The sequence below is a fragment of the Collinsella sp. OM08-14AT genome (assembly GCF_003438115.1).
Classification (GTDB): Bacteria; Actinomycetota; Coriobacteriia; order Coriobacteriales; family Coriobacteriaceae; genus Collinsella.
In genome coordinates, this window is sequence record NZ_QSTE01000008.1 from 1 (window position 1) to 21,202 (window position 21,202).

The 21,202-nt window shown below is 58.4% G+C and carries 19 protein-coding genes and 1 tRNA gene; 16 read left to right on the top strand and 4 right to left on the bottom strand.

All coding sequences use genetic code 11. The annotated features are described in order from the left end of the window. Nucleotides 1–99: 99 nt before the first annotated feature. Nucleotides 100–3,132 carry an insulinase family protein gene (locus DXC18_RS05580; RefSeq protein WP_117716591.1) on the bottom strand — a complete coding sequence of 1,011 codons (3,033 nt, stop codon included), beginning with the start codon at nucleotides 3,130–3,132 and terminating at the stop codon, nucleotides 100–102. A 481-nt stretch (nucleotides 3,133–3,613) separates the two neighbouring features. On the opposite strand from DXC18_RS05580, the gene DXC18_RS05585 reads away from it, so the two are divergent. The 9 genes from DXC18_RS05585 (at nucleotide 3,614) to DXC18_RS05625 (ending at nucleotide 12,140) form a co-directional block, all read left to right on the top strand. Continuing rightward, nucleotides 3,614–4,318: a GntR family transcriptional regulator gene (locus DXC18_RS05585; RefSeq protein WP_117563729.1), complete on the top strand. Its 705-nt coding sequence runs from the start codon at nucleotides 3,614–3,616 to the stop codon at nucleotides 4,316–4,318. A 135-nt stretch (nucleotides 4,319–4,453) separates the two neighbouring features. Next, the gene (locus DXC18_RS05590) at nucleotides 4,454–4,873 is read left to right on the top strand and encodes a PTS sugar transporter subunit IIA (protein ID WP_117629024.1); all 420 of its coding nucleotides are present in this window, start codon (nucleotides 4,454–4,456) and stop codon (nucleotides 4,871–4,873) included. A 71-nt stretch (nucleotides 4,874–4,944) separates the two neighbouring features. After that, nucleotides 4,945–5,418, top strand: coding sequence for a PTS sugar transporter subunit IIB (locus tag DXC18_RS05595; RefSeq protein WP_117634363.1), 474 nt, complete (start codon nucleotides 4,945–4,947; stop codon nucleotides 5,416–5,418). A 183-nt stretch (nucleotides 5,419–5,601) separates the two neighbouring features. After that, on the top strand, nucleotides 5,602–6,636 hold the full coding sequence (locus DXC18_RS05600) for an SIS domain-containing protein (protein WP_117640663.1): 1,035 nt from the start codon (nucleotides 5,602–5,604) through the stop codon (nucleotides 6,634–6,636). An 81-nt stretch (nucleotides 6,637–6,717) separates the two neighbouring features. After that, the gene (locus tag DXC18_RS05605; protein ID WP_117716592.1) at nucleotides 6,718–7,491 is read left to right on the top strand and encodes a PTS sugar transporter subunit IIC; all 774 of its coding nucleotides are present in this window, start codon (nucleotides 6,718–6,720) and stop codon (nucleotides 7,489–7,491) included. Next, the gene (locus DXC18_RS05610; protein ID WP_199412217.1) at nucleotides 7,491–8,339 is read left to right on the top strand and encodes a PTS system mannose/fructose/sorbose family transporter subunit IID; all 849 of its coding nucleotides are present in this window, start codon (nucleotides 7,491–7,493) and stop codon (nucleotides 8,337–8,339) included. The genes DXC18_RS05605 and DXC18_RS05610 overlap by 1 nt, the downstream gene beginning before the upstream one ends. Before the next feature lie 430 nt (nucleotides 8,340–8,769). After that, nucleotides 8,770–10,245, top strand: coding sequence for an ATP-binding protein (locus tag DXC18_RS05615; protein ID WP_117716593.1), 1,476 nt, complete (start codon nucleotides 8,770–8,772; stop codon nucleotides 10,243–10,245). Nucleotides 10,246–10,371: 126 nt separating this feature from the next. Continuing rightward, a complete protein-coding gene (locus DXC18_RS05620) occupies nucleotides 10,372–11,037 on the top strand; it encodes a PilZ domain-containing protein (protein WP_158551981.1) in 666 nt (221 codons plus the stop codon). Nucleotides 11,038–11,042: 5 nt separating this feature from the next. Further along, complete coding sequence (locus tag DXC18_RS05625) at nucleotides 11,043–12,140, top strand: hypothetical protein (RefSeq protein WP_117716595.1); 1,098 nt, start codon at nucleotides 11,043–11,045, stop codon at nucleotides 12,138–12,140. A 47-nt stretch (nucleotides 12,141–12,187) separates the two neighbouring features. On the opposite strand, the gene DXC18_RS05630 is transcribed toward DXC18_RS05625, so the two are convergent. Further along, the gene (locus DXC18_RS05630; protein ID WP_117716596.1) at nucleotides 12,188–12,679 is read right to left on the bottom strand and encodes a hypothetical protein; all 492 of its coding nucleotides are present in this window, start codon (nucleotides 12,677–12,679) and stop codon (nucleotides 12,188–12,190) included. A gap of 399 nt (nucleotides 12,680–13,078) precedes the next feature. Between DXC18_RS05630 and DXC18_RS05635 the strand changes: the two genes are divergently transcribed. The 4 genes from DXC18_RS05635 to DXC18_RS10340 all read left to right on the top strand — a co-directional run bounded on the left by DXC18_RS05635 (nucleotide 13,079) and on the right by DXC18_RS10340 (nucleotide 16,518). Then, entirely contained in the window at nucleotides 13,079–13,876 is a 798-nt protein-coding gene (locus tag DXC18_RS05635; protein ID WP_117629018.1) for a hypothetical protein, read from the top strand. Nucleotides 13,877–13,964: 88 nt separating this feature from the next. Beyond that, entirely contained in the window at nucleotides 13,965–14,912 is a 948-nt protein-coding gene (locus DXC18_RS05640) for a hypothetical protein (RefSeq protein ID WP_117716597.1), read from the top strand. Nucleotides 14,913–15,035: 123 nt separating this feature from the next. Next, complete coding sequence (locus DXC18_RS05645) at nucleotides 15,036–16,118, top strand: HNH endonuclease (protein ID WP_117629016.1); 1,083 nt, start codon at nucleotides 15,036–15,038, stop codon at nucleotides 16,116–16,118. A 118-nt stretch (nucleotides 16,119–16,236) separates the two neighbouring features. Beyond that, nucleotides 16,237–16,518, top strand: a complete 282-nt coding sequence (locus tag DXC18_RS10340) for a hypothetical protein (protein WP_118256698.1) — start codon at nucleotides 16,237–16,239, stop codon at nucleotides 16,516–16,518. A 130-nt stretch (nucleotides 16,519–16,648) separates the two neighbouring features. Here DXC18_RS10340 and DXC18_RS05650 read toward each other — a convergent pair whose 3' ends face one another. Continuing rightward, nucleotides 16,649–17,347: a DUF5710 domain-containing protein gene (locus DXC18_RS05650; RefSeq protein ID WP_117629015.1), complete on the bottom strand. Its 699-nt coding sequence runs from the start codon at nucleotides 17,345–17,347 to the stop codon at nucleotides 16,649–16,651. A gap of 317 nt (nucleotides 17,348–17,664) precedes the next feature. Between DXC18_RS05650 and DXC18_RS05655 the strand changes: the two genes are divergently transcribed. Beyond that, nucleotides 17,665–18,768, top strand: a complete 1,104-nt coding sequence (locus DXC18_RS05655; RefSeq protein WP_199412218.1) for a hypothetical protein — start codon at nucleotides 17,665–17,667, stop codon at nucleotides 18,766–18,768. Nucleotides 18,769–19,149: 381 nt separating this feature from the next. On the opposite strand, the gene DXC18_RS05660 is transcribed toward DXC18_RS05655, so the two are convergent. Continuing rightward, nucleotides 19,150–19,224 (bottom strand) — tRNA-Val (locus DXC18_RS05660). Between the two features lie 231 nt (nucleotides 19,225–19,455). On the opposite strand from DXC18_RS05660, the gene DXC18_RS05665 reads away from it, so the two are divergent. Together DXC18_RS05665 and DXC18_RS05670 are read left to right on the top strand one after the other, a co-directional pair. Beyond that, the gene (locus tag DXC18_RS05665; RefSeq protein WP_117629013.1) at nucleotides 19,456–20,340 is read left to right on the top strand and encodes a hypothetical protein; all 885 of its coding nucleotides are present in this window, start codon (nucleotides 19,456–19,458) and stop codon (nucleotides 20,338–20,340) included. Nucleotides 20,341–20,351: 11 nt separating this feature from the next. Beyond that, a complete protein-coding gene (locus tag DXC18_RS05670; RefSeq protein WP_117634343.1) occupies nucleotides 20,352–21,188 on the top strand; it encodes a hypothetical protein in 837 nt (278 codons plus the stop codon). Nucleotides 21,189–21,202 lie beyond the last annotated feature (14 nt).

The following is a 21,202-nucleotide window of genomic DNA, read 5'->3' on the forward strand; positions in this document are numbered from 1 at the left end:
AGAGCATTTCCCAGTTGACAAAACTATAGGAACACCCCCTGTGCGCCAAAGAAAAAGGTAGATTTTCGGGCATGTCCCAAAAATCTACCTTTGCTGTGGTTAGGCGAGCAGGTCGACTACGTTAAAGCCGGCGTTGCTCTTGGCGATGACGTCTCGGCCGCCAAAGACGCAGGTGGGCGACTCGGCTGCGATGCGCGTTACGTCGGTGCCGAGCGAGCGCAGCTCACCGGGCGTGGCGGCGAGCATCTGGGCGCGACGCTCCTCGCGCGCATGCGGATCGAGCCCGGCCAGGTAGGTCGTGTTGCGGCGCTTGGTGAGCGCATAGGGCTTCACCGGCGCGTCCATGCCGCTCACGCAGCTCACGATAAAGCCCTCAAAGGCGGCCTCGTCGGGCTCAAAGCGGCCAAGCCATGCGCCTGCACGCTCCACGCGCTCAATCGAAGGGTCAATCGCCGGGTCGCGGTAGGTGTAGAACGCCGTCTGGCGCTCGCCGGCTGCGCGGAATCCGCAGCCGTATGCACCGCCCTTCACGCGAATCTCGTTCCACAGGTAATCGTAGGAGAGCGCGTTGGCAGCCACGGCCCAAGTGCCTGTCACGTCAAGCCCCAAGCGACGCGGGTCGCACGCGCTTGCCGCAAAGCAGATGTCGCTGGGGATCACGAAAGCCTCGTGGCGGTCGCACGGCGCCGGCACCACGAGCGCGTCGCGGCCGGCACCATCGCCCGCACCCAGCCCCAGGTCGCCCGCGGCATCCCAGTACGCGTCAAAGTCCTCGTCGCTGCCGGTAAAGCTCGCCATGCAGCCGTCGACCACAAAGATACGACCTGCCAACTCGGCAAGCTTGGCGCGCAGGTCGTCCAGTCGCTCGTCAAAGTGCTCGAGCAGATCGCGCAGGAACAGATAGAAATCAACGCCCGAAAGCTGCTCGCGCACCACGGCCGAAGGCGAGCTGTAGCTCATCGCGCGACCGAGCGCCGCCGAGTGACCGTTGTTGATAAAGCCCTGCTCGAGCCCAATGCGAATCTGCGTGAGCACGTCGCGCACGCGGTCGGCGTCGGCGTCTGCCAACAGCGCGCTCGACCACACCTCGCGCGGCAGGCTCGCCAGCGCGTCGATCTTTTCGGACAGGGCGCCGGCACTCACCAGCAGGTAGGGGCGCACGCCGTCTACGTCGGGCTGGGTCATGACCTCGGTCGTAAAGCTCAAAAAGCCCAGCTTGCCGGCGATAAGGTTGTCGAGTTCCTCGGCCGAATGCTCGCGCGTGGGCAGCTGCTTGAGCAGGCGGCAGAGCAGCGTCACATAGGGCAGGTCCTCAAATGCGACGCAGCTCAGGTCGAAATACTGCATGGCGTAGGCCAGGCGGTTGGTGGGGATGCCGTGGCGCAGGCAGGGGATGGGCGCGGTCGTGTCAACGACCAGCGGCGGCTCGGGGCGCGCCTCGCCAATGTCGGACACGCGCAGGCGCGGCAGCGTGGCCTTGTCCTCGGGCGTGTCCTCGGCCTCCTGCGCGGCACGCAGCGCGGCCGTGCGCTCGACCACATCGGCCAGCTCGGCATCGGTCATGGCATCGCGCTTGGCGGCAAGCTCTGCCGCCTCGGCGCCTTCCGATCCGGCACCGGCGTCCACCGGCACCAGTTCGACCAGCGCCATGCGGTCGTTCTCCAGCACGAGCTCGCACAGCAGGTCCTCAAAGTAGCTGCCGTCCAGCTCGCCACGCAGCTCCTCGTACACCGGGCTGTACTTGAGCGCCAGCGTCGCGGCGTCGTCATCGTAGAGCCACGTGCTCAGCGCGTCGCACGCAATGGCCACGCCGTCGGCGATACCGTAGTCGCGCTGGCGCAGGTCGTACTCGTTGCTGCTGATGATGGCTTCCAGGCGCTCGCGCGGAACACCGCGCTCGCACAGGTCGCGGCAGGCGTCCTGGAACACGCGGCGCAGCTCGCGCGCCACGCCGGGCTGCGCGTTTTGCAGCATGATGAGCTCGTAGGGCTGCAGGCTCTCGGCCGCGGTGTAGCTCACCACGTTGCCGCCCAGGCCGGCGGCCAGAATGGCCTTCTTAACAGGCGCCTCGTTGGAGCCAAGCAGCGCCTCGAACAGGATGTCCGCCGCGATCGTGCGCTTGCGGTCGAGCGCGCTACCCAGCACAAGGCCCAGGCCCACCAGGGCGTTCTCGGGCGTGGTGGCCATCTCGACGCGCTTGTACTCGCAGGTCACGGGTGCCTGTACGCCCAGCGGATTGGGTGCCAGCGCGGACGGGTCCTCGCCGGCGGCAACGGCAGCGTCCATGCGGCGGCTCGCAGCGCTCGGCTGCGACAGATAACGCTCGTCCAAAAACGCCAGCGCGCGGTCCACATCTAGGTCGCCGTAGAGCGTTATATAAGAGTTGGAAGGATTGTAGTGGCGCGCGTGCGTATCCAGGAACTGCTCGTAGGTGAGCGCGGGAATCGCGCGTGGGTCGCCGCCGCTCTCGTGCGCATAGGCGGTGTCGGGATAGAGCGCGGCGTTGACGGCGTCGTCCAGCACGCTCATGGGGTCGGACAGCGCGCCCTTCATCTCGTTGAACACTACACCGTTATAGCGCAGCGTGCCCTCGCGCAGGCTGGCGGCGCTGCCTTCGCCGCCAGCGCCCTCCGGCAGGTCCAGCTCGTAGTGCCAGCCCTCCTGCTCAAAAATGGTGGGCTTGGTATAGATGGCCGGGTTGAACACCGCGTCCAGGTACACGTCCATCAGATTGTACAGATCCTGCTCGTTGGTGGTGGCAACGGGGTAGATGGTCTTGTCGGGGTAGGTCATGGCGTTGAGGAACGTCTGCATGGAGCTCTTGATCAGATCGACAAACGGCTCCTTGACGGGGAACTTGGCCGATCCGCACAGCACCGAGTGCTCAAGAATATGGAACACGCCGGTGGAATCGGCCGGCGGCGTCTTAAAGCCAATGGCAAAGGCCTTGTTTTCGTCGTCGCACGCTAGGTACAGCAGGCGAGCGCCCGAGGCGGTGTGGCGCAGCACGTAAGCGTCTGCGTCGAGCTCGGGCACGGTCTCGCGGCGTTCGACGGTAAAGCCGTGGCAGGTGGTTCCGGGCACCAGCAGCGCGGCGGCAGCGGCGCGCGGGTCGGTTGAGGTAGTGGACATATGCAGTCTCCTTTGACGCCCCAACGGGGGCGAATCGAGTCGAATCCCCGAGAGTATACCCATATGGGGCCTTCGACCAATCTGCCGGATGAGCGTGGATTTTCTGGCACACGAGCGTGGAAATTCGGACGTCTGCCGCATGAGCGTGGATTTTCGGATGAAATCGGCCGCCAAAAGCCCAAAAACCGTCCAAATATCCACGCTCGCGCGTCAAGTACGTATCTCTCACCTCACATTCATCTCTACGACGAGGGATGAATGTGAGACAGGTAGAAGATAAAAATCAATCGGCTTATCGGATGCATATACCGCCATCAGATTGAAGCTGTATGCGGAAATGGATGGACTCTACACCGCTTACGCAAAATAACCCCTCGTTTGCTAAAACATTATAGGAAATGGCGTGGAGTGCTAAAAAGTTCTAATACAATATAAGTCATTTATCTATAGGCTGCTGATTCCTTGTAAAGGTATGGTTGATATGGTTGAGGCAAATAGCGTTATCCCCCTGTACAAACAGATTGTTCGTGCGCTTTCTGATTCAATCGCCAACGGCACGTACCGCCCGGGAGATAAGCTTCCGACCGAGGCGGAGCTTATCGAGCAATTTGGCGTGAGCCGAATAACGGTTCGCTCCGCAATTAAAGAAATGGAAGATGCTGGTCTTGTTGAGAGGGCCCGCGGCAAGGGCACGTTCGTTTCGTCGGACACGCAGATGTATGCCGCGGACGACCGTGAGAGCTTTACCCATTCGTGCCAGCTTGCGGGCAAACAGGCGTCTACCAGGGTTCTCGAAATGGGCTGGGACTTCCCAAGTCTGCGAGACGCGAAGTTCCTGGGCGTAGACGATACCCAAAAGGTATTGCGTAGCCGTCGTCTGCGCCTTGTGGATGGCAAGCCCACGATGCTGGAAACCAATAGCTATTCCGCTGCGCTTTCTTTTTTGGAGCATGAGTCCCTCGATGATTCGCTGATGGCGGTACTCGATCGCCAGGGGATCAAGATGGGTCCCAACACGCGTACGCTCGAGGTCTGCTATGCGAGCGAGCTCGAGGCGGCATACCTTAACGTGGAGCTGGACTCTTCGCTGCTTCTGTTTGTCGATAGACGTTATGCCCCAAGTGGCGAGCCGCTTTTCATCTCCCGTCAGGTGTACTGCACCGAGCGACTGAAGTTCTATTTGTAAATTAGCGATAGATTGGTCGATTTACCGACCAATTGTTACCGTTCGCGGATTTGGAAAATAGACACACCACGTAGGGTAGATTGCTAATATACTTTGTTATGACAATATAGTACGTCCTATTGGTATTGGAGAACTATGAATAAGATATTGCTAGCGAGTCATGGTTATCTCGCCCAAGGCATGAAAAGCTCTCTGGAGATTCTGATGGGCACCAACGACCGAATCGAGTGCCTGTGCGCCTATGTCGATGACGATTCAAGGGACGTCGCGGCGTTGATTGATGCATGGATGGAGACGAGGGACCCTGCCGACTCTTGGTTTGTCGTGACTGACATCTTTGGCGGCTCTGTAAACAACGAATTCATTCAGAGGCAGACCGACGGATCGTTTACGTTAATCGCTGGAATGAACTTGCCGCTGCTGGTGGAAATGGTTACACAGCTGGACTCCCTGGATGCGGACAAGGCCAAAGCCGCGGTCGAGGGATCGCGTTCGTTTATTCAGCTTTGCGAGGCGGCGGACATGCTTGCCGGCGCCGAGGAAGAAGAGTTCTAGTTAGTTCTGGTTCGAGCCCTTGCTAGGGGCCACACCTGTCATTCCCTTTATCACGTGCGGAGATGATAACGATGATTAAGCTTACGAGAGTTGATTACCGACTGATTCACGGCCAAGTTGCCATGTCCTGGACTCACGCTTTGGATGTAGATTGCATCTTGCTTGCCAGCGATGCTGTGGCAAAAGACGACATGAGGAAGGCGGCCTTGAGGCTCGCCCGCCCCAACGGCGTTAAACTCGTCATCAAGGATGTTGACGCTGCTATCGAGGCGCTCAACAGCGGCGTTACCGACAAGTATTCGCTGTTTATCATCACTGAGACGATTGAAGATGTCTATCGTCTCGCTAAGGGTTGCAAAGACATCAAAGAGATCAATCTGGGCGGAACCCGAAAGACCCCTGAGACCACGCTTCATCCGACCCCTGCGATCTTTGCGACCGAGAAAGATGCCGAGCATATCCAAGAGCTCCTGGGCGATGGCGTGGCCATCGAAATCCGTCAGGTCCCCAATGACGCTAAGGTGTTTGCCAAGGACGTTTTCTAGCCGGAAACACGTTGATGCTCGGCATTTATTGAACCAATGCTCTATGCCTATGCCCGTCGATCATTTGATCGGCGGGCTTTTTATTAAAAAAATCTGAAATAGTTCTTGCATAGTTAGTTATATAAAGTATTATAACGTCATGGGATGAATGAAGGGTTCATCCAAGTGAGTTAGGAGTAAGGGATGTTCAATTTCGATGAGCCTCGTTACGAGAAGGTTGTGAGCGATGCCCTCGCTCTCCGTCCTCAGATTGAGGCTGCCGTGGACGAGGTCTGCGAGCAGGGTTATTCCAACATCTTCTTCATCGGCTGCGGCGGCACCTGGGCCCACACGCTCCCGATGAAGTATTGGGTCGAGACCACCACGGCCGACGTCGATGTCCACTGCGAGATCGCCGCAGAGTTCCTCGCCTGCCCGCCCAAGACCTTCAACAAGGATTCTGTCTGCGTCTTCTCCACCCGTACCGGCACCACCCCCGAGATCATTGAGGCTGCCAAGTTCTGCCAGGAGCAGGGCGCCCGCACGCTGATGTATGTCTCCAACGACAACACCCCGGCCACCGAGTACGCCGATTACAAGTTCTTCAGCTTCGCCGAGGACGACGTTCTGTGCGAGGCCATCTACACCTACCAGATCACGCTGGTCGCCCGCTTCCTCAAGAACGCCGGCGCCTTCCCCAAGTACGACACCTTCATGGAAGAGTTCGGCAACATCGCTCCGTACCTCATCAAGGCCAAGGACGCTCAGGACGAGCGCTGCGCCGCCATGGCCGAGGACTTCAAGGACACCGATTACCACATGGTGATTGGCTCCGGCATGCTCTGGGGTGAGGCCTACGACTACGCCATGTGCATCCTCGAGGAGATGCAGTGGATCAAGACCAAGTCCATCCACGCCGCCGAGTTCTTCCACGGCACCATCGAGCTGTGCGAGGAAGGCACGAGCCTCATCATGCTTTACGGCGAGGACGACACCCGTAAGCTCATGGACCGCGTGGACAACTTCACTCACATGCTCGCCGACGAGAAGGGCGTCAACGTCCGCGTGAACAAGTTTGACACCGCCGAGGTCGAGCTGCCGTTCAGCGACCCCGAGTTCCGCAAGATCGTCTCCCCGATGGTCACCTACACCATCACCGAGCGTCTGAGCTGCCATCTCGAGCACGTCCGTAACCACCCGCTCACCACGCGTCGTTACTATCACCAGATGAACTACTAATCCTCTCAAATTGCTGCGGTTGTCTGCAGGCGAGCTGCGCAGAATGCCTCGCCTGCAGACCTGTTTCTGGGGTTGATCGAAATGGTTGTCCAGTATCTTCTAGTTGCACTGGTCGCATTTATTGCGTCCATGGACGAGCAATTATTTGGCATTACGATGCTTGGTCGTCCGCTGTTTACGAGCCTGTTTGTCGGCTTGATCCTTGGCGATGTCCAGCAGGGCGTTATCGTCGGCGCTGCTTTGGAGTCCATGTTCATGGGCGCCATCATGGTCGGCGCGGCGGTTCCTCCCGAGGTCTATGCCTCCGGCGTGCTTGGCTGCGCGTTTGCCGTCATTACGGGTACGGGCACGGCAACTGCCGTCGCGCTCGCCCTTCCCGTCTCCGTCTTCCTTCAGGTGTGGCGCAACTTCTGCTACGCCGTTCCGGGTGCCTTTGCCTGCAAGAAGATTGAGACCGCTCTGGCAAATCGCGATCTTGCCAAGGCGAATCTGTACCATCTGACCATCGTGCCGCTGTCGATTGGCATTCCGTCTGCACTGCTGGTGTTTGGCTCGCTGTTCTTTGGTGCCGACCTTATCAACAATGCGCTCAGCGCGATTCCGCAGTTTGTGATGGACGGCCTCAACGTTGCGTCCGGCGTCATGGTCTGCATCGGCTTCGCTCTTCTTATCAGGACCATGGGCGATAACAAGCTCCTTCCCTGGCTGTTCCTGGGCTTCATTATGGTCATCTACCTCAAGATGGACGTGGTCGGCGTCGCCGCAGCTGCCATTTGCGTCGCGCTGCTCCTGGCCTTCCGCGAGGGCTCGTCCGGTCCGCAGACGGTTGCTGCAGATGAAGAGGAGGACTTCTAATGGCTATCCAGAACACCGACCTCAAAGAGGCCAAGAAGGACGCGATTATGACTCCCGATATGTATCGGAGTATGTTCCTTCGCCAGTTTACGAGCCAGTGCTCGCAGTCGTACGACAAGATGATGGCAATGGGCTTCATGTACACCATTCAGAAGCCCCTGCGAAAGATCTATCCCAACGACGACGATTACTATGCGGCGCTCGATCGCCATACCGAGTTCTTTAACATCACGCCTCATGTGCTTCCGTTTGTAGCCGGCCTAACGGTTTCGATGGAAGAGCAGGCGGCTGCCGATAAGAACTTCGACACGTCCTCGATTAACGCCATGAAGGTCGGCATTATGGGACCGCTTTCCGGCATCGGCGATTCGTTCTACTGGGGTACGTTCCGCGTGGTTGCCGCCGGCATTGGTATTGGCATCGCTTCGACGGGCAACCCGCTCGGCCCCATCGTGTACGCGCTCATCTACTCCGTGATTAACTTTGCAACGCGTATCGTCGCCGCCCATCTGGGTTACGACTTGGGAACCAAGTTTTTGCAGCAGTCCGAAGAGAGCAACCTTATGTCTCGCATGACGCATGCTGCCGGTGTTCTCGGAATGACCGTTATCGGCGCCATGATTGCGGCACAGGTCTCGCTGTCCACGGCTTTGACCTTTGACGTGGGTGGTTCGGAGATTGTCCTGCAGGATCTGTTCGATTCGATCTTCCCCGGTCTGCTGCCCTTGCTGGCAACGTTCGCTTGCGTTGCCCTCTATAAAAAGGGCGTCAAGACCATTTGGATCATCTTGGGCATCTTCGCAATCTGCATCATCGGAACGGGCTTGGGAGTGTTCGCGGCGGCGTAATGTTGACTGCTATGCTCGCGCGTTGGATAACTAACTGACCGTTTGAAAACGGGGCTCGGCGTAAGGCCGGCCCCGTTTTTTATTTGAGGGATTTTCCGACCGTCCAATAATCCACGCCCATGCACCACTCACGCATCTCTCGTCTCTCATTCGTCACTAATATGAGAGATAACCGAAAGACGAGAGATAAATATGAGAGATAACTGAGCAGCAAAGAGACAAGCAATCATGGTATTGTCTCAATACTGATTGTTCTATCAGCAAAAACATGTTTACATGAAACAGATGGCAGACATCTTATCTTTCATCTCTCAATTATCTCTAATATGAGAGATAGCAGTAAGATGAGAGATAATTACGAGAGATAACTGAGAGACGAAGGAAATCTATTCGTGGCATTCTCCGCCGGGCCGAGCGAAAGGACATGCAGATGAATGAAAACGAGCTGACCGGTCTGCTCGAGTCTTTAAGGCGCATGGGCTCGGACGATCTTAACGTCGAGGTCAAGGAGAGCGCCACGACGCTTTCCCGCGACGTATGGGAAACAGTTAGCGCATTCGCGAATACTGCTGGCGGAATTATCGTGCTCGGCGTGAGCGAGCGCGCGGGCTTTGTCCCGGTTGAGAACTTTGAGACCGAGAAGGTGCTCAACCAATTCGTAGCGGGCATGGGTGATGCCGGCGGTCGCGGAAAACTGGCCAATCCGCCCAAATACACCATTGAACGCGTGGAGCTCCAGGGCACCGTGGTTTTGGTCATCACGATTGAGGAGCTCGACCCGTCGAGCAAGCCTTGTTATGTCATAGAGCGGGGCGCTCAAGGCGGCAGCTACAAACGCATCGATGACAAAGATGTTCCGCTCTCGTCGACCGAGGTCCTGTCCTTGTCATCGTATGAACGGACGAGCCCCAGTGATCGCGATGCAGTGCCCGGTGCGGTCGCAGGCGATCTTGACGAGGCCCTGGTCGACCGCACGATAGAGCGTGCTTCCTCACTGACACCCCGTGCGATGCGCGGCGCGCCGGACAAGAAAACGAAGCTGGAGCGCCTGAATTTCCTTGACTCCCAGGGCAATGTCACTAAGGCCGGGCTCCTGGCTGCGGGTGCCTATCCTCAGCAGTTCTATCCCAAGCTCTTTATCGATGTGGCGGTCTATGCCGGAACGCAGAAGGGCGCGGCGGGGTCGTTGAGGTTCATGGACCGTACGATCTGCGAGGGGACGTTGGGCGAAATGGTCTCGGATGCCGTCGCGGCAGTCGCCAAGAATTTGCGGCGAACCTCGACGATCCAAGGCGTCTCGCGTGTCGACTCGCTGGAGATTCCCGAGGAGGTCCTGCGCGAGGCAATCGCCAACGCCGCAATCCACCGAGAATACGGAGATCGGTTCTGTGGACAATCGATTGCTGTCGACGTTTTTGATGACCGTATCGAGGTGACGAACCCCGGTGGCCTATACGGAGGAAAGACTCGCGAGAACCTGTTTGACGGCAGCTCCCGATGTCGCAATGCGACGCTTGTGAAGCTCATGTCGCTTGTCCCATTGCCCGACGGTGCGGGCTCTCCTGCCGAAGGCAACGGGTCGGGCATTCCAATGATGCTCGATGCCATGCGTGCGCAAGGTCTGGCCGAGCCATTGTTTTGCCCGGGTTTCGACCGGTTTAAGGTTGTCCTTTACCGAGCGAAGGTTGAACAAATTGATCATGGCGGGGACTTAATTGTGGCGGCACTCAAGCGCAACGGCGAACTGGGAACACGTGAACTGGCAGAATGCACGGGACTCACCGTCTCCCAGGTTAGGGTACGCGTCAATGCGCTCATCGCACAGGGCGAGCTTGAACCTACGGCGTCGGCGACGAGCCGCAACCGCAAGTACCGGCTAACGGAGCGCGCAGAGCGGCTGCACTAGCGTTCGGCTCCTACCATCCCGCCATTTCACGCGCTGCGCATCGAAACCTGCGGCAAAGCAGTTACAATAGCCCAATGCGCATCGCGCACGACGATGATATCGGCGCTCGCGACTAGGGGAGAATACATGGCAGAGCAACAGATAACGCCGGGGACCAAGCTTCAGGTGGCATTCGACGTGCCCATGGGCCAAAAAACCGACTTCAACATGCTCGCCACGTACAAAGAGGACCTGGACGAGGCGTACTTCCTTATGAGCGCGCCCATGCTCGCCGGCAAACCGCTGCTCATGGACGAAAACCAAAAGCTACTGTTGCAGTACAAAGTAGGCGAGGAGACGTTCGTGCTCGCCGGCTATCCCGAGGCAGTCGAGAAAAAGGGCATCCGCACCTACTGGAAAATGCGCAAAGTCGCCGAGCAGCGCAGCTTTGTCAAGCGCCGCGACGAGCGTTTTAAGGTCGCCATGCGCCTGACCTACCAGCGCGATAACGCGCCGACCTCCGAGTCCGAGGACGCCATGACCATCGACGTCTCGGCCGGCGGTCTGGCTATCTACCTCAACGATTTCCCCGATGTGGGCGAGGCCCTGGCCGTGCAAATGCCCACGATCCGCCTGCAGGGCGAGCGTCACGAGCTGCCCGAGCAGCTGGGCATCGTGTGCTGGGTGCGCCGCGCGCCCAAGGGCAGCCTGTACCGCAACGTTTGCGGCCTGCAGTTCCGCTACGCCGACGACATGGAGCGCGAGCTCGTCAAAGAATACGTCGGCTACATTCGCACCAAATATAAGATCTGATCGCCATGGCACTGTTCAAGCGTAACGACAACAAAGATCAAGCTGCCGAGGATTTGGCCGAGGGCATGGCTGAGGATTTGACCGAGGGTCAGCCCGAGGACACCCCCAGCACCGATCCTGCCCCGCGCAAGCGCTCCGGCAAACGCAAACCCAAGCGCGACCTCCGCGGCGTAGTGCGCATCGAGGAGCTGGAGCAGGCGCTGGCCGACCAGGACCTCGACGACATCGACCCCGACGCGGTCGTCTCCATGTACATGCCTAAGCGCCGCATGGAGCGCATCGGCGCGGCGCTGCTGCGCATGGACAAGCTGCAAAAGGCCCTCGTAGTGCTGGCGCTTGCCTTTGGCGTGTTGTTCGCCCTGTCGTTTATGCAGGAAAACATGGGTAACTTCACTATCAACCTCAACCGCCTGGAGCTGTTCCGCCGCGGCGTGGCCATTGCCGACAACGGCGACTTTAACAACGCCACCGCGCGCCTGGCGGCCGACGCCGTGGACAACGGCACCAATATCGCTGCCGAGGACCTGCCCGATAACCTGGACGACATCGACGGCAGCCACAACGGCAAAAACTACGTGGCGTACACCTTCTATATCCGCAACGCCGGCAAGACCGACCTGGGCTACAGTGCCAAGCTCAAAGTGGTCAGCGCCAGCAAGGGCGTGGATAAGGCCGCGCGCGTGCGGGTGTATCGCAATGGCGAGCCCACCACCTACGCAGCCGCCGCGGCCGACGGCAACCCCGAGCCCAACACCGAACCGTTTGCGTCCAAAGACGTGGTGACGACCATCAGCCACGCGAATTTCCGTGTGGGCGATGTGGACAAGTACACCGTGGTCATTTGGCTGGACGGCGACGATCCGGAGTGCGTGGATAAGATCATCGGCGGCGCGGTGGAGTTCGGTTTCGATTTCGATTCGTCCGAGACTGACGATTCGAGCCTGTTCGTTAAGTTCGTGCAGGATATTGCCGACACCCTGACTGGCAACGACCCCATTAGCGCGAGCGGCAACGAGGCGCCCGATTACTACAAGGAACACAACGTGACCTGGAGCAACCGCCGCAACCAAAAGAACTCGCCCGCAGGGGACGGGGACAAGTAGGACGAACGAGCGCCGGGCTGGGATTGATTCTCGGCTCGGCGCTTTTGCTATGCAGAGGCGTTTTCGGCGGTGCCATCCAGTAAGAACATCCGCAGGGCGAGTTTGATCGCGTAGCTCGGTTTGGCCTGCGCTGCGTCACCCGAGCGCTCGCCGAGGTCGCTGCAGTAGGCGTAGACGTCACGAATCAGGTCCGCACCCGAGAGCGTAAACATATAGCCTGCGTTCGAGAGTGCGTTGGGAGCCGCGGGCAGCCCTGCAGCCGCACAAAAGCTTGCGAGGTCGGGGGCCATGACGGCTTTGTAGTCAATCGTGCGTCCATGGTCCTGTGCGGCATGCTCCTGCGCGCGGACGTGCGATAGCGCCGCTGCCAGCACAAAACTGGGCGTGGGTGCGTTGACGTCGTCGATGGTAGCAACTAACTTGCCGGCAGCCTGCGTGATCAGCCAGGCGACCTCGCGCTGGCAGCGAACGGCCTTACGCGTCACCGGTTTGATCGATCCGGTGGAAACGCTTCCTTTAGGTTGAGCGGCAGCAGCCATAGGGACCTCCTAACAAACAGCCTACGCAAGCGAGCAGAAATTACACGTGCTACATCAGTATAGCGGGTGGGGAAGGGCTAGGGCGAAGCTCGGCGGAGGGTGAATGTATGCGATGGCGTGGAACTGCGGTCGCAAGGCTTAAGAGGGACTTACAGCTTTGTGGGAGAGAGATCAAATAAGGTAAACGATGTTCACATAGCACCACATATAACCTGAGGTAGACTTATGAATCTGCCGGAATGTAGGCTGCCGAAAACTCATAAGGAAATCGTAAGAATTATGGTATTCTCAACTCCATATCTAGAGGATGGGCAAGCAACATCCAACACGAAAGCACGGGCTCCCCTTCCGGGCTTCTCGAGGGTCATCTGGGATGAATGGGGAAAGAAAGGGGTCCGTATGGATACCAAGGCATTAAAGAAGCAGATGGGCGCCGCCATCGCCATGGTGCTGGTAGCAGCCGTAGCGTTGGGTTCTGCCACGTTCGCATGGTTTGTCAGCAACAACAAGGTCACAGCACAGACGTCTAACATTGCGGCTCAGTCCAACTCTGCATACCTTGTGATTGATAAGACGACGACGTCGACGAATTCCACTAGTTCTACCAGCTATTCGACAGATCAGACGACTGGTCTCTATCCTGCTATGATTGAAAAAAAGGAAGGCAAGGCCGTTTGGAAGACCGCTTACGCGGAAAAGGCCAATGCCACGACGATGAAGACCGGGAGCGATTTTGAGATTGCTGACGGAACTGCCGATAAAGCTGTGAAGGCGAATTACGCGGTTAAAAACACGTTTTATGTTGGCACCGGTACCTATGATGGCGAGTTCACGAACCTGCACATTACGGGTGTGACTGTTACTAACCCCGCAACGACGGAAAACATGAACCTCGGCAATGCCCTTCGCGTTCTCGTTGTTTGCGGTAATAAGTGGGAGGTCTGGAGCGGTAATGGCATTCAGCTCAGCTCGTCTAGCGACTCTAAACCGCTGTCGGCTAGCAATTTGCTTGCTTCCGATAATGCGGTGATCAAGTCCAATCAGGATACTCAGATTGATGTCTACCTGTACTACGATGGTAACGACGCTAACGTCTATTCTAACAACCTTAATAAGATCAATGCCGATGCTGGCAACAATGGCGTGACAATCACCTTCGAGGCGACGCCCAAGGAGTACAAGGGCGCTTCTAACTAGCTATTGCTGACTTCGTCGTTTTTGAGATTTCAGAATGCCGGGGGCCGAACCGTCGGCTCCCGGCATTTTTACTAGATAGGTCTATCGAATGAGCCAAAGCGTAAAAGAGCTAAAAAAACAGCTTATGGGCGCTGCCTGCGCGGTGCTTATGTCCGCCGTTGCTCTTTCGTCTGCTACCTATGCTTGGTATGTCGCAAATAACACGGTGAAGGCAACATCTTCAACCATCAGCGCAACGACGAATGGTTTCATCCTTCAGATAGATGAACTCAAAAACGGTGCCCAACATGGCGGCGAACAGACGTCGCTTGCGGCTGCAATACAGGGCGGAAAGATAACGCCGTCTTCTACAGACGATCTTAAGAACTGGTTTGTTTGCCAAGGCTGGGGATCCGACGGTAAAGTATCCTCTTACTCGCAGATTAACTTTAAGCAAGGCGGCAAGTCTGGCGAATACGAGGCTGGTGGCGAGACCCACTACGCTTATCTCAAGAGTGAGTTTATTGTTTATACCATTACAGAGTCCGGTATAGCCGACGTGTATCTTGAAGGATCTGACGGAGAGCCCGTAGTTGTTACCGCCCATGGGGCACCAACGACCGATACCATCCCGAATTCTTTACGAGTCGGTATCACTACTCAGGCAATTGATGCTAATGGAAACCCGACCGGTGATGAAACTCTAAAGGTCGTGTACGCTCCCGCTGCAGTTTCTACTACCGAGAAGGGTAACGATAAAAACGCCATTGCTGGATGGTCTTGTGTAAAGGACGCGGTTAGCGGACCTCAAGTGCCTTCCTACCAACATATTGAAGCAGACAATTGCGCCGGCTGGCTTGCAAACAAGGTGGGAGACGATTATCAGGTTGACGCCGGTACGCACCAGATCGCAAGTCGCGTTGGCTATGATGGCATAGCGGTCCGAATTTATATTTGGATGGAAGGAACCGATGCTGACTGCGTTAACAACGCCGCAGCTGAGGACCTTGCAACATACGATGTGACAGTCAAGCTCGCCGGTGTTGCAACGTCGTAATGCCGACGCTCGCTTAAATGCAGATGGTCAAGGGCCCGCTCCGAAGGAAGTGGGCCCTTTTTCGTTTGGCGCCATCATTGCATAGGCGATAATGTGGGGAACTGTTCTTCCAGGAGGTTCCTTATGGACGGCATCGCTTCTAGTGTTCCGCTGATTGCTCGGCCGAGTTTCGACCGTGCTTGCAGCTTTGTGCCGTCCGAATATGTCCAGGCCTGGGAGTGGTTCTTGCGCGAGGAGCAGCGTGGCGGCCTGTGGGACAAGCTCCCGCATCGCACCAATGCCGATAGCCCTCAATATCCCTTTCGTCTGACGATTGATTCCGAACTCTTTCCGGTGTCGCGCGACTCGGGCATCTTTTGGCCTGGTCGCCGGCGCGTTAAGCATCCGCGTGAGAAGACCTTCGCCCTTTCGGTGCACAACTCAAAGCGCGGCGCCTACCCCGATGTTCCGCCGCTCTATCTTGAGGATGGCACCTGGGTGCTCAAGTACTCGTCGCAAAGTGCTTCGGTCGAAAACTGGCGCGACCAGGACTACAACCAAAAGATGATCAACTGCATGGAGTGCGGCGTTCCCGTTGGCGTGTTCTTTGCAACGAGCGCTGGCTACAAGGTGCTGGGCCTAGCGTTCGTTGAGCGTTACGAGCCGGAGAACAGCTGGTTTGTGCTGCATGGCCCCGTTCACAAGGGTGGACCCGACGCGCGTTTCTTCCCCGATATGAGCTACATGAAGGACGCTCCGATTGCGGCGGAGTTTTCCGGCGCTCCGGCGAGCGACGATGAAAAGGTTCGCTATGCGCTGCGTCGCGAGCGAATCGGCCAGCAGCGTTTCCGCACGCAGCTCTTTGAGGCCTATACCGGTCGATGCGCCGTCTCGGGTTGCAATGTCGACGAAGCGCTCGAAGCTGCGCATATCGAGAACTACTCGGGTCCCAAGTCGCAGGTTGTCAGCAACGGTATCCTGCTGCGCCGCGACCTGCACTCGCTGTTCGACGCTCATCTGATTTCGTTTGAGCTGGTACGCGGCGACTATCAACTTTGCGGGTCGTACCTTCTGCGACATACGGAATATGCGACGTTTGCAGGCTCGGTGCTGCGCGAGCCGGACGAGCATCGCTTGCGACCCAACGCTCGATTCCTCGAGGCGCATCGAGCCGAGTTCGATTTCTCGGAATCGCGACGTCGGGCGGAAGCCGTTGCTCCGTATTAGTTAGGTGCGGCCCGTCGCAACCCAATCATGTCGATTGATCGGATCGCGCCGCGCCGCAACGAGAGCCGCACGATCCTGCCATCCTCTTCTCAACAGGTAAAACAGGAAAGGGGAGACCATGGGATGGCGAAGCGATATCGCGCGCGGCGCATACGGTAACTTACCGCGCGTTTTGATGGATCGGAGCTTATTTCCGCTCATCGAGGCCAGCTGCAGCCAAATCTGTCTGCCCTGTCCTTGCTGCGGTACAGACCTTCCGTGCCTAGACATCACCTTCATCGATGCCCGCGATAAGCACGCCACCGACCCGCGGGTTCGAACGGGCCTGCGCCTCCCGGTCTATCCTCAGCAATGCCCGACCTGTGGATGCGCCATTACCTATGACGATGCGGACACCTAATTGCCTGATGGCGAGCGAGGATTTTTGGACGATCGAAAACCGAGCGTGGATAATCTCCCGTTTTTGGGCTGAAGGGCTGTCAAAAACGGGAGATTTTCCACGCTCAGCCGTTTCTGCCTTATAAGATGCCCTACAGGTAAATCCCCTCGTACAAGGTCTTGTGGAACTGGGTGTGGTGGTCGCGTGCCCAGGTGAAGAGCGCCTGGTCAAAGTTGTCCTGGCTGGCGGGGATGCCGTAGACGCCGGCGACTTCCACGCGCACGAACTCCAGCGCGGGCAGCTTGTTGATGGCCGTGAGCGCAAACGGCGACGTGGGCTCCTCGAACAGGTAATGGCTGCCTTGCAGCGCGCCGCAGGCGGTGCAGGTGCTGGAGAGCGATGCGGTCTTGGTGGTGCGCGACGTTACGGGCTTGTAGCCGCAGCGCTCGCGCAGGTAGTCGCGGATCTCGGCCGGCACGCAGCCCAGCGCGGGGACGATAGCTATGGCGTTGGCGCGGGCGGTGTCGATCGCGATGTGGCCCGCGTCGTCCATGGCGGGTACTGCGCCGGGCGCAGCCTTGCTGCCCGAGTCCTCGGCCACCCGATACGGAATGCCAAAGGCCGTGACCGTTGTCTGCTCGTGGCACTTCCAACATTCGCGCTTGCCCAGCACCAGGTAGATGTAGGGCGCGCTGGGGTCGGAGCGGTCCAGCCCAGGCAGCCACGCGGCAAAGGGCTCGGGGTTGACGCCATCGGGCACGTACCAGATCTTCTTGACCCGGTCCCACTTGGCGCCCAGGGCCTTGGCCTTGTCTTTGTGCGAAAAGGGAACATCGAGCTCGGTGCGCATGGCGGCTCCTTTGTGCGGCTTGCGGTGCATGTGCTCCAAGGATACCCCAGCGCTGGGTGTGTGGTCGCTAAACGAGCATTTCGACCGTCCGAGAAGTCGCGGAGCATTTTGGCGAGGGGGTGCCGTCAAGCAAATGGGCAAGCAAATGGTCAGCTTTTGGTCAGTTGAGCGGCAACCTTGCCAAAAGCTTGACGGATTTGCATTTAGACGTCGACGAATGAACACTTTGGTTGCGCCGCGGCAAAAAACTGCTGGTCGTTTGCCGAAAACTCGCCAGGACCGCCAGCGGCCGCCGACGCGCGTGCTATCTTCGCGCCATGGGTTACTTTATCGTTTCACATAACGCTGCGTTGGCGCTTTTGGCGCACCTGCCGAACCCTCGTTTTGGGGATTCGGAACCAGAGGTCGTGTCGATTGCAGGCGCCTGCGCGCTGTTGGAGCAAGAGGCGCAGGAGTTTATCGATCGCTATGATCTGGGGATCCAAACGCTGGATTTGCTGGTGCCATCGCGTGCCGACCGTCGGCAGAGCAAGCATGTTAAGACGCACCTGTGCACCAACGAGCTCCCGGCGGGCTCGTTTATCTCGCTGGGCCACTGGATGGGCGGCCTGGATGCGTATGTGTGCTCCCCCGAGCTGGCGTTTGTGCAGGTTGCGCACGACAGCTCTGCGGCCGAGGCCATCTATGCCGGCTATGCCATGACATCGGACTATCGGCTGGACAACCTTGCTCCCGGCGGGGTGACAAGCAGGGATGGGGGCATGCGCGATGGCAGGCTCACGACGAAGGAGCTCATTGCGGCGTATATCGAGGCGTCCCCAAAGGTAAGGGGTCTCGCGAAGGCAAAGGCGCTGCTTGCGTATGTGATCGAGGGATCGCGCTCTCCGAGGGAGTCGGGGCTGTGCATGTTTATGTCGCTGCCTGCGCGCTACGGCGGGTATGCATTGGGCAAGGCCGAGCTCAACAAGAAGGCTTTCATTCGCGATGGACTCAACGATGGGCGCGAGCGCAAACTGCGCGTGTTGGAGCGCACGCCCGACATTACGCTTACGGCTAAAGTCGAGGTGGGCAGGGATAAAGTAAAGGCCGGGCTGCTGCCAGAGGTGCTGACCGCGATGGTCGACTACGACAGCGATGCCATTCATGACGGCCGCGAGAAGATCCACAAGGATGCCGAGCGCCGCAACGAGTTGGAACTGCTTGAGGGAGTAGCGTATTTTACGGTGACAACCGACCAAGCAAATGACTACGACAAGCTCGTTCGGCTGTGCGAACGCATCCGACGGAAGCTGCATCGGAATAAGCGCCCCATCTTTAACAAGGCGATGAGTGCAGAGCAGCGATATTTTGCCCATGCGCGTGCCGAAACGAAGCGATTTTGGCTCTGGCAAGCCGTTATCGATGCGCATCAGTATTGGTAGGGGCGGTAACAGGGGGTTAGAATTAGCGGCCATATATCCAGATCTAATACTTTTCCCGAGAAGTGAACGAGCCAGAATGGACCCCCGAAACATCGACACTTTTAGGGGCCCGTTTCCTGCGGTTTTGCTGCTGGGGTCCTGCGGTTTTAACGTCAAAAAGTGTGGATGCTCTGGGGGTCCAAATAAGCTCGTTCACTTCTCGGGAAAAGTATTAAACCTCACTTTATAGGGGGTTATTTATATATGGCTGCGAGACCCAACCGCGCCTGATCGGGGCAATCACCGGGGCTGTTTGGGCGCTTTGGGTGCCGTGGCATCCTCTGGGCTTGGTCGCCGTAAAATAAAACAGCTCAGAGGCGAAGCCTCTGAGCTGCGAACATTTGGTGGGCGTTAGAAGATTTGAACTTCTGACCTCTTCCGTGTCAGGGAAGCGCTCTCCCCCTGAGCTAAACGCCCGATCAAGGGTGCGCGAGTGCGCAGGGAATAATATAACGGAGCTCCCATCCGGTGGCAAGAACTATTTTTTAAAAAGTGGCAACTTGCGACCCTATCGGCCCCCGATCCGGCACGAGCAGCACGTGAAAAGTCGCGTTTGTACCCCCGATGAACTGCACGTTCGCGTAAAATGTTCCCATTATGGGCAAATGGTGTCCAGGTAGTTTACGATGCGGCATCTGGGGGAGGGACATGTCGGACGCGCGCTCGCTGCGAAAACAGTTCAATCGCATGCTCGCCACGTTGCTGGTGGCGCTTGCTGCTGCCGGAGCCGTAACGTATGCTTGGTACATCTACAACGCCAACCGCCACATCACCGACGTCAAGATGGCCGCGGGCACGGGCGTGACCTTCCTTATCTCCAACGAGTACGACGGCGAATACAAAACCAACGCCGGCCTGAGCTTTACGGGTCTGCTCGATCCCGTCTCGACCGACAACGTGCTCAACGGCTTTCAAAAGGTAACGGGCTTTACCGGCGGAACCACCCAGGACTCGCTGTTTGCCAGCATGTTTGGTGCCGCAGAGCATTCCGACTACTACAAGACCTCCCTGTACCTGGCCACCAACTCTGCCGCGACCGACGTGTACCTGTCGGGCATCGACTTTACCGAGCAGGACCCGGCAAACCCCATCTCTACCGCTCTGCGGGTGGGCCTGGTTACCTATGCGCCGGGGCAGGGCGATACCGTTACGGGCCAGTACATCTTTGAGGTCTCGGGCGAGCGCAATCCCCAGGCGCGCTACAACACGCTCGACGGCAAGGATGCCGGCGAGAACGAGCAGAATCACCTGGTGCTCGACAGCACCCGCTCCGATGGAACAACGGTTCATTTTGACCAGCTGACCAGTGCAAACTTCTGTGACTACAACGAAGACACTGGCATCGTGAGCCTCAAGGAGGCTACGACCAAGATCTGCAGCCTGCCCGCCGCTGCCAAGGGCACCAACCGCAGCACGCCCGTGCGCGTGGATGTGTACGTGTGGCTGGAAGGCTGCGACCCCGACTGCACCAACAACCTGGCCGCCACCAGCTTGCAATCGCTGGCGTTGCGCTTTGCCGGTAAGCGTTCGTAAGGGGGCTGGGTATGAGTGTATCGAACATCAAAGATATCCTAAGCTCGCGCCGTCGCATGGTTGCTGCGGCCGCATGGATGTTGGTGCTGGTAGCCGCCTTGAGCGCGGCCACCTACGCCTGGTTTAGCAACTCGCGCTACACCAACGTGACGCCCGTGGCGCACACGGTAAGCGACGAGGGCGCCGACCTGCAGATTGGTCTTTCGGCCAACGGGCCCTGGGACACAACGGCAACGCTTGCCGCCGCCGACAAGACGCTCTATCCCATCTCGACGGCAGACCTTTCCCGCTTTTGGCGCGGCACGTTCCAAAACGCCGCCGGCATCACGACCGACTACGCCGACTGCACCGCGCGGCTGGACGACTACGCCCTTTCGGGCACGCTGTACCTTAAGGGCAGCGATAGCGCGCTCAACGTGTACCTGTATCAGGGCCAGATGAGCGTGACGAACGACCCGCAGCTGCTGGCCGCGCTGCGTCTGGGCCTGGTCATTACAACTCAGTCGGGCACGCAAACGCATATCTTTACCTGCGACGATCTTGGCAACACCTCGGGCGCCACCAGTAGGCGTACCACCGCGCAAGACGGCGTGGTCGTGGCGCCCGGTGTCTCGGGCTGGACCTACACCGCCGACCCCGCGCGTGCCATAAGCGCTTACAGCATGGATGGCACCGGCGACACGCCCGCGGCGCGCGCAGGCGCCACGCCCATCTGCACGCTGGCCGCCAACGAAGTGGCAAGCGTTCGCTACGTTGTGTACATGGAAGGCTGCGACGCCAACTGCATCGACGAGGCTCAGGCCCGCGATGTGGTGCTGCAGCTTGCCTTTGCTGCGGCCAAGGCGTAAGGGGGCGAAGCGAC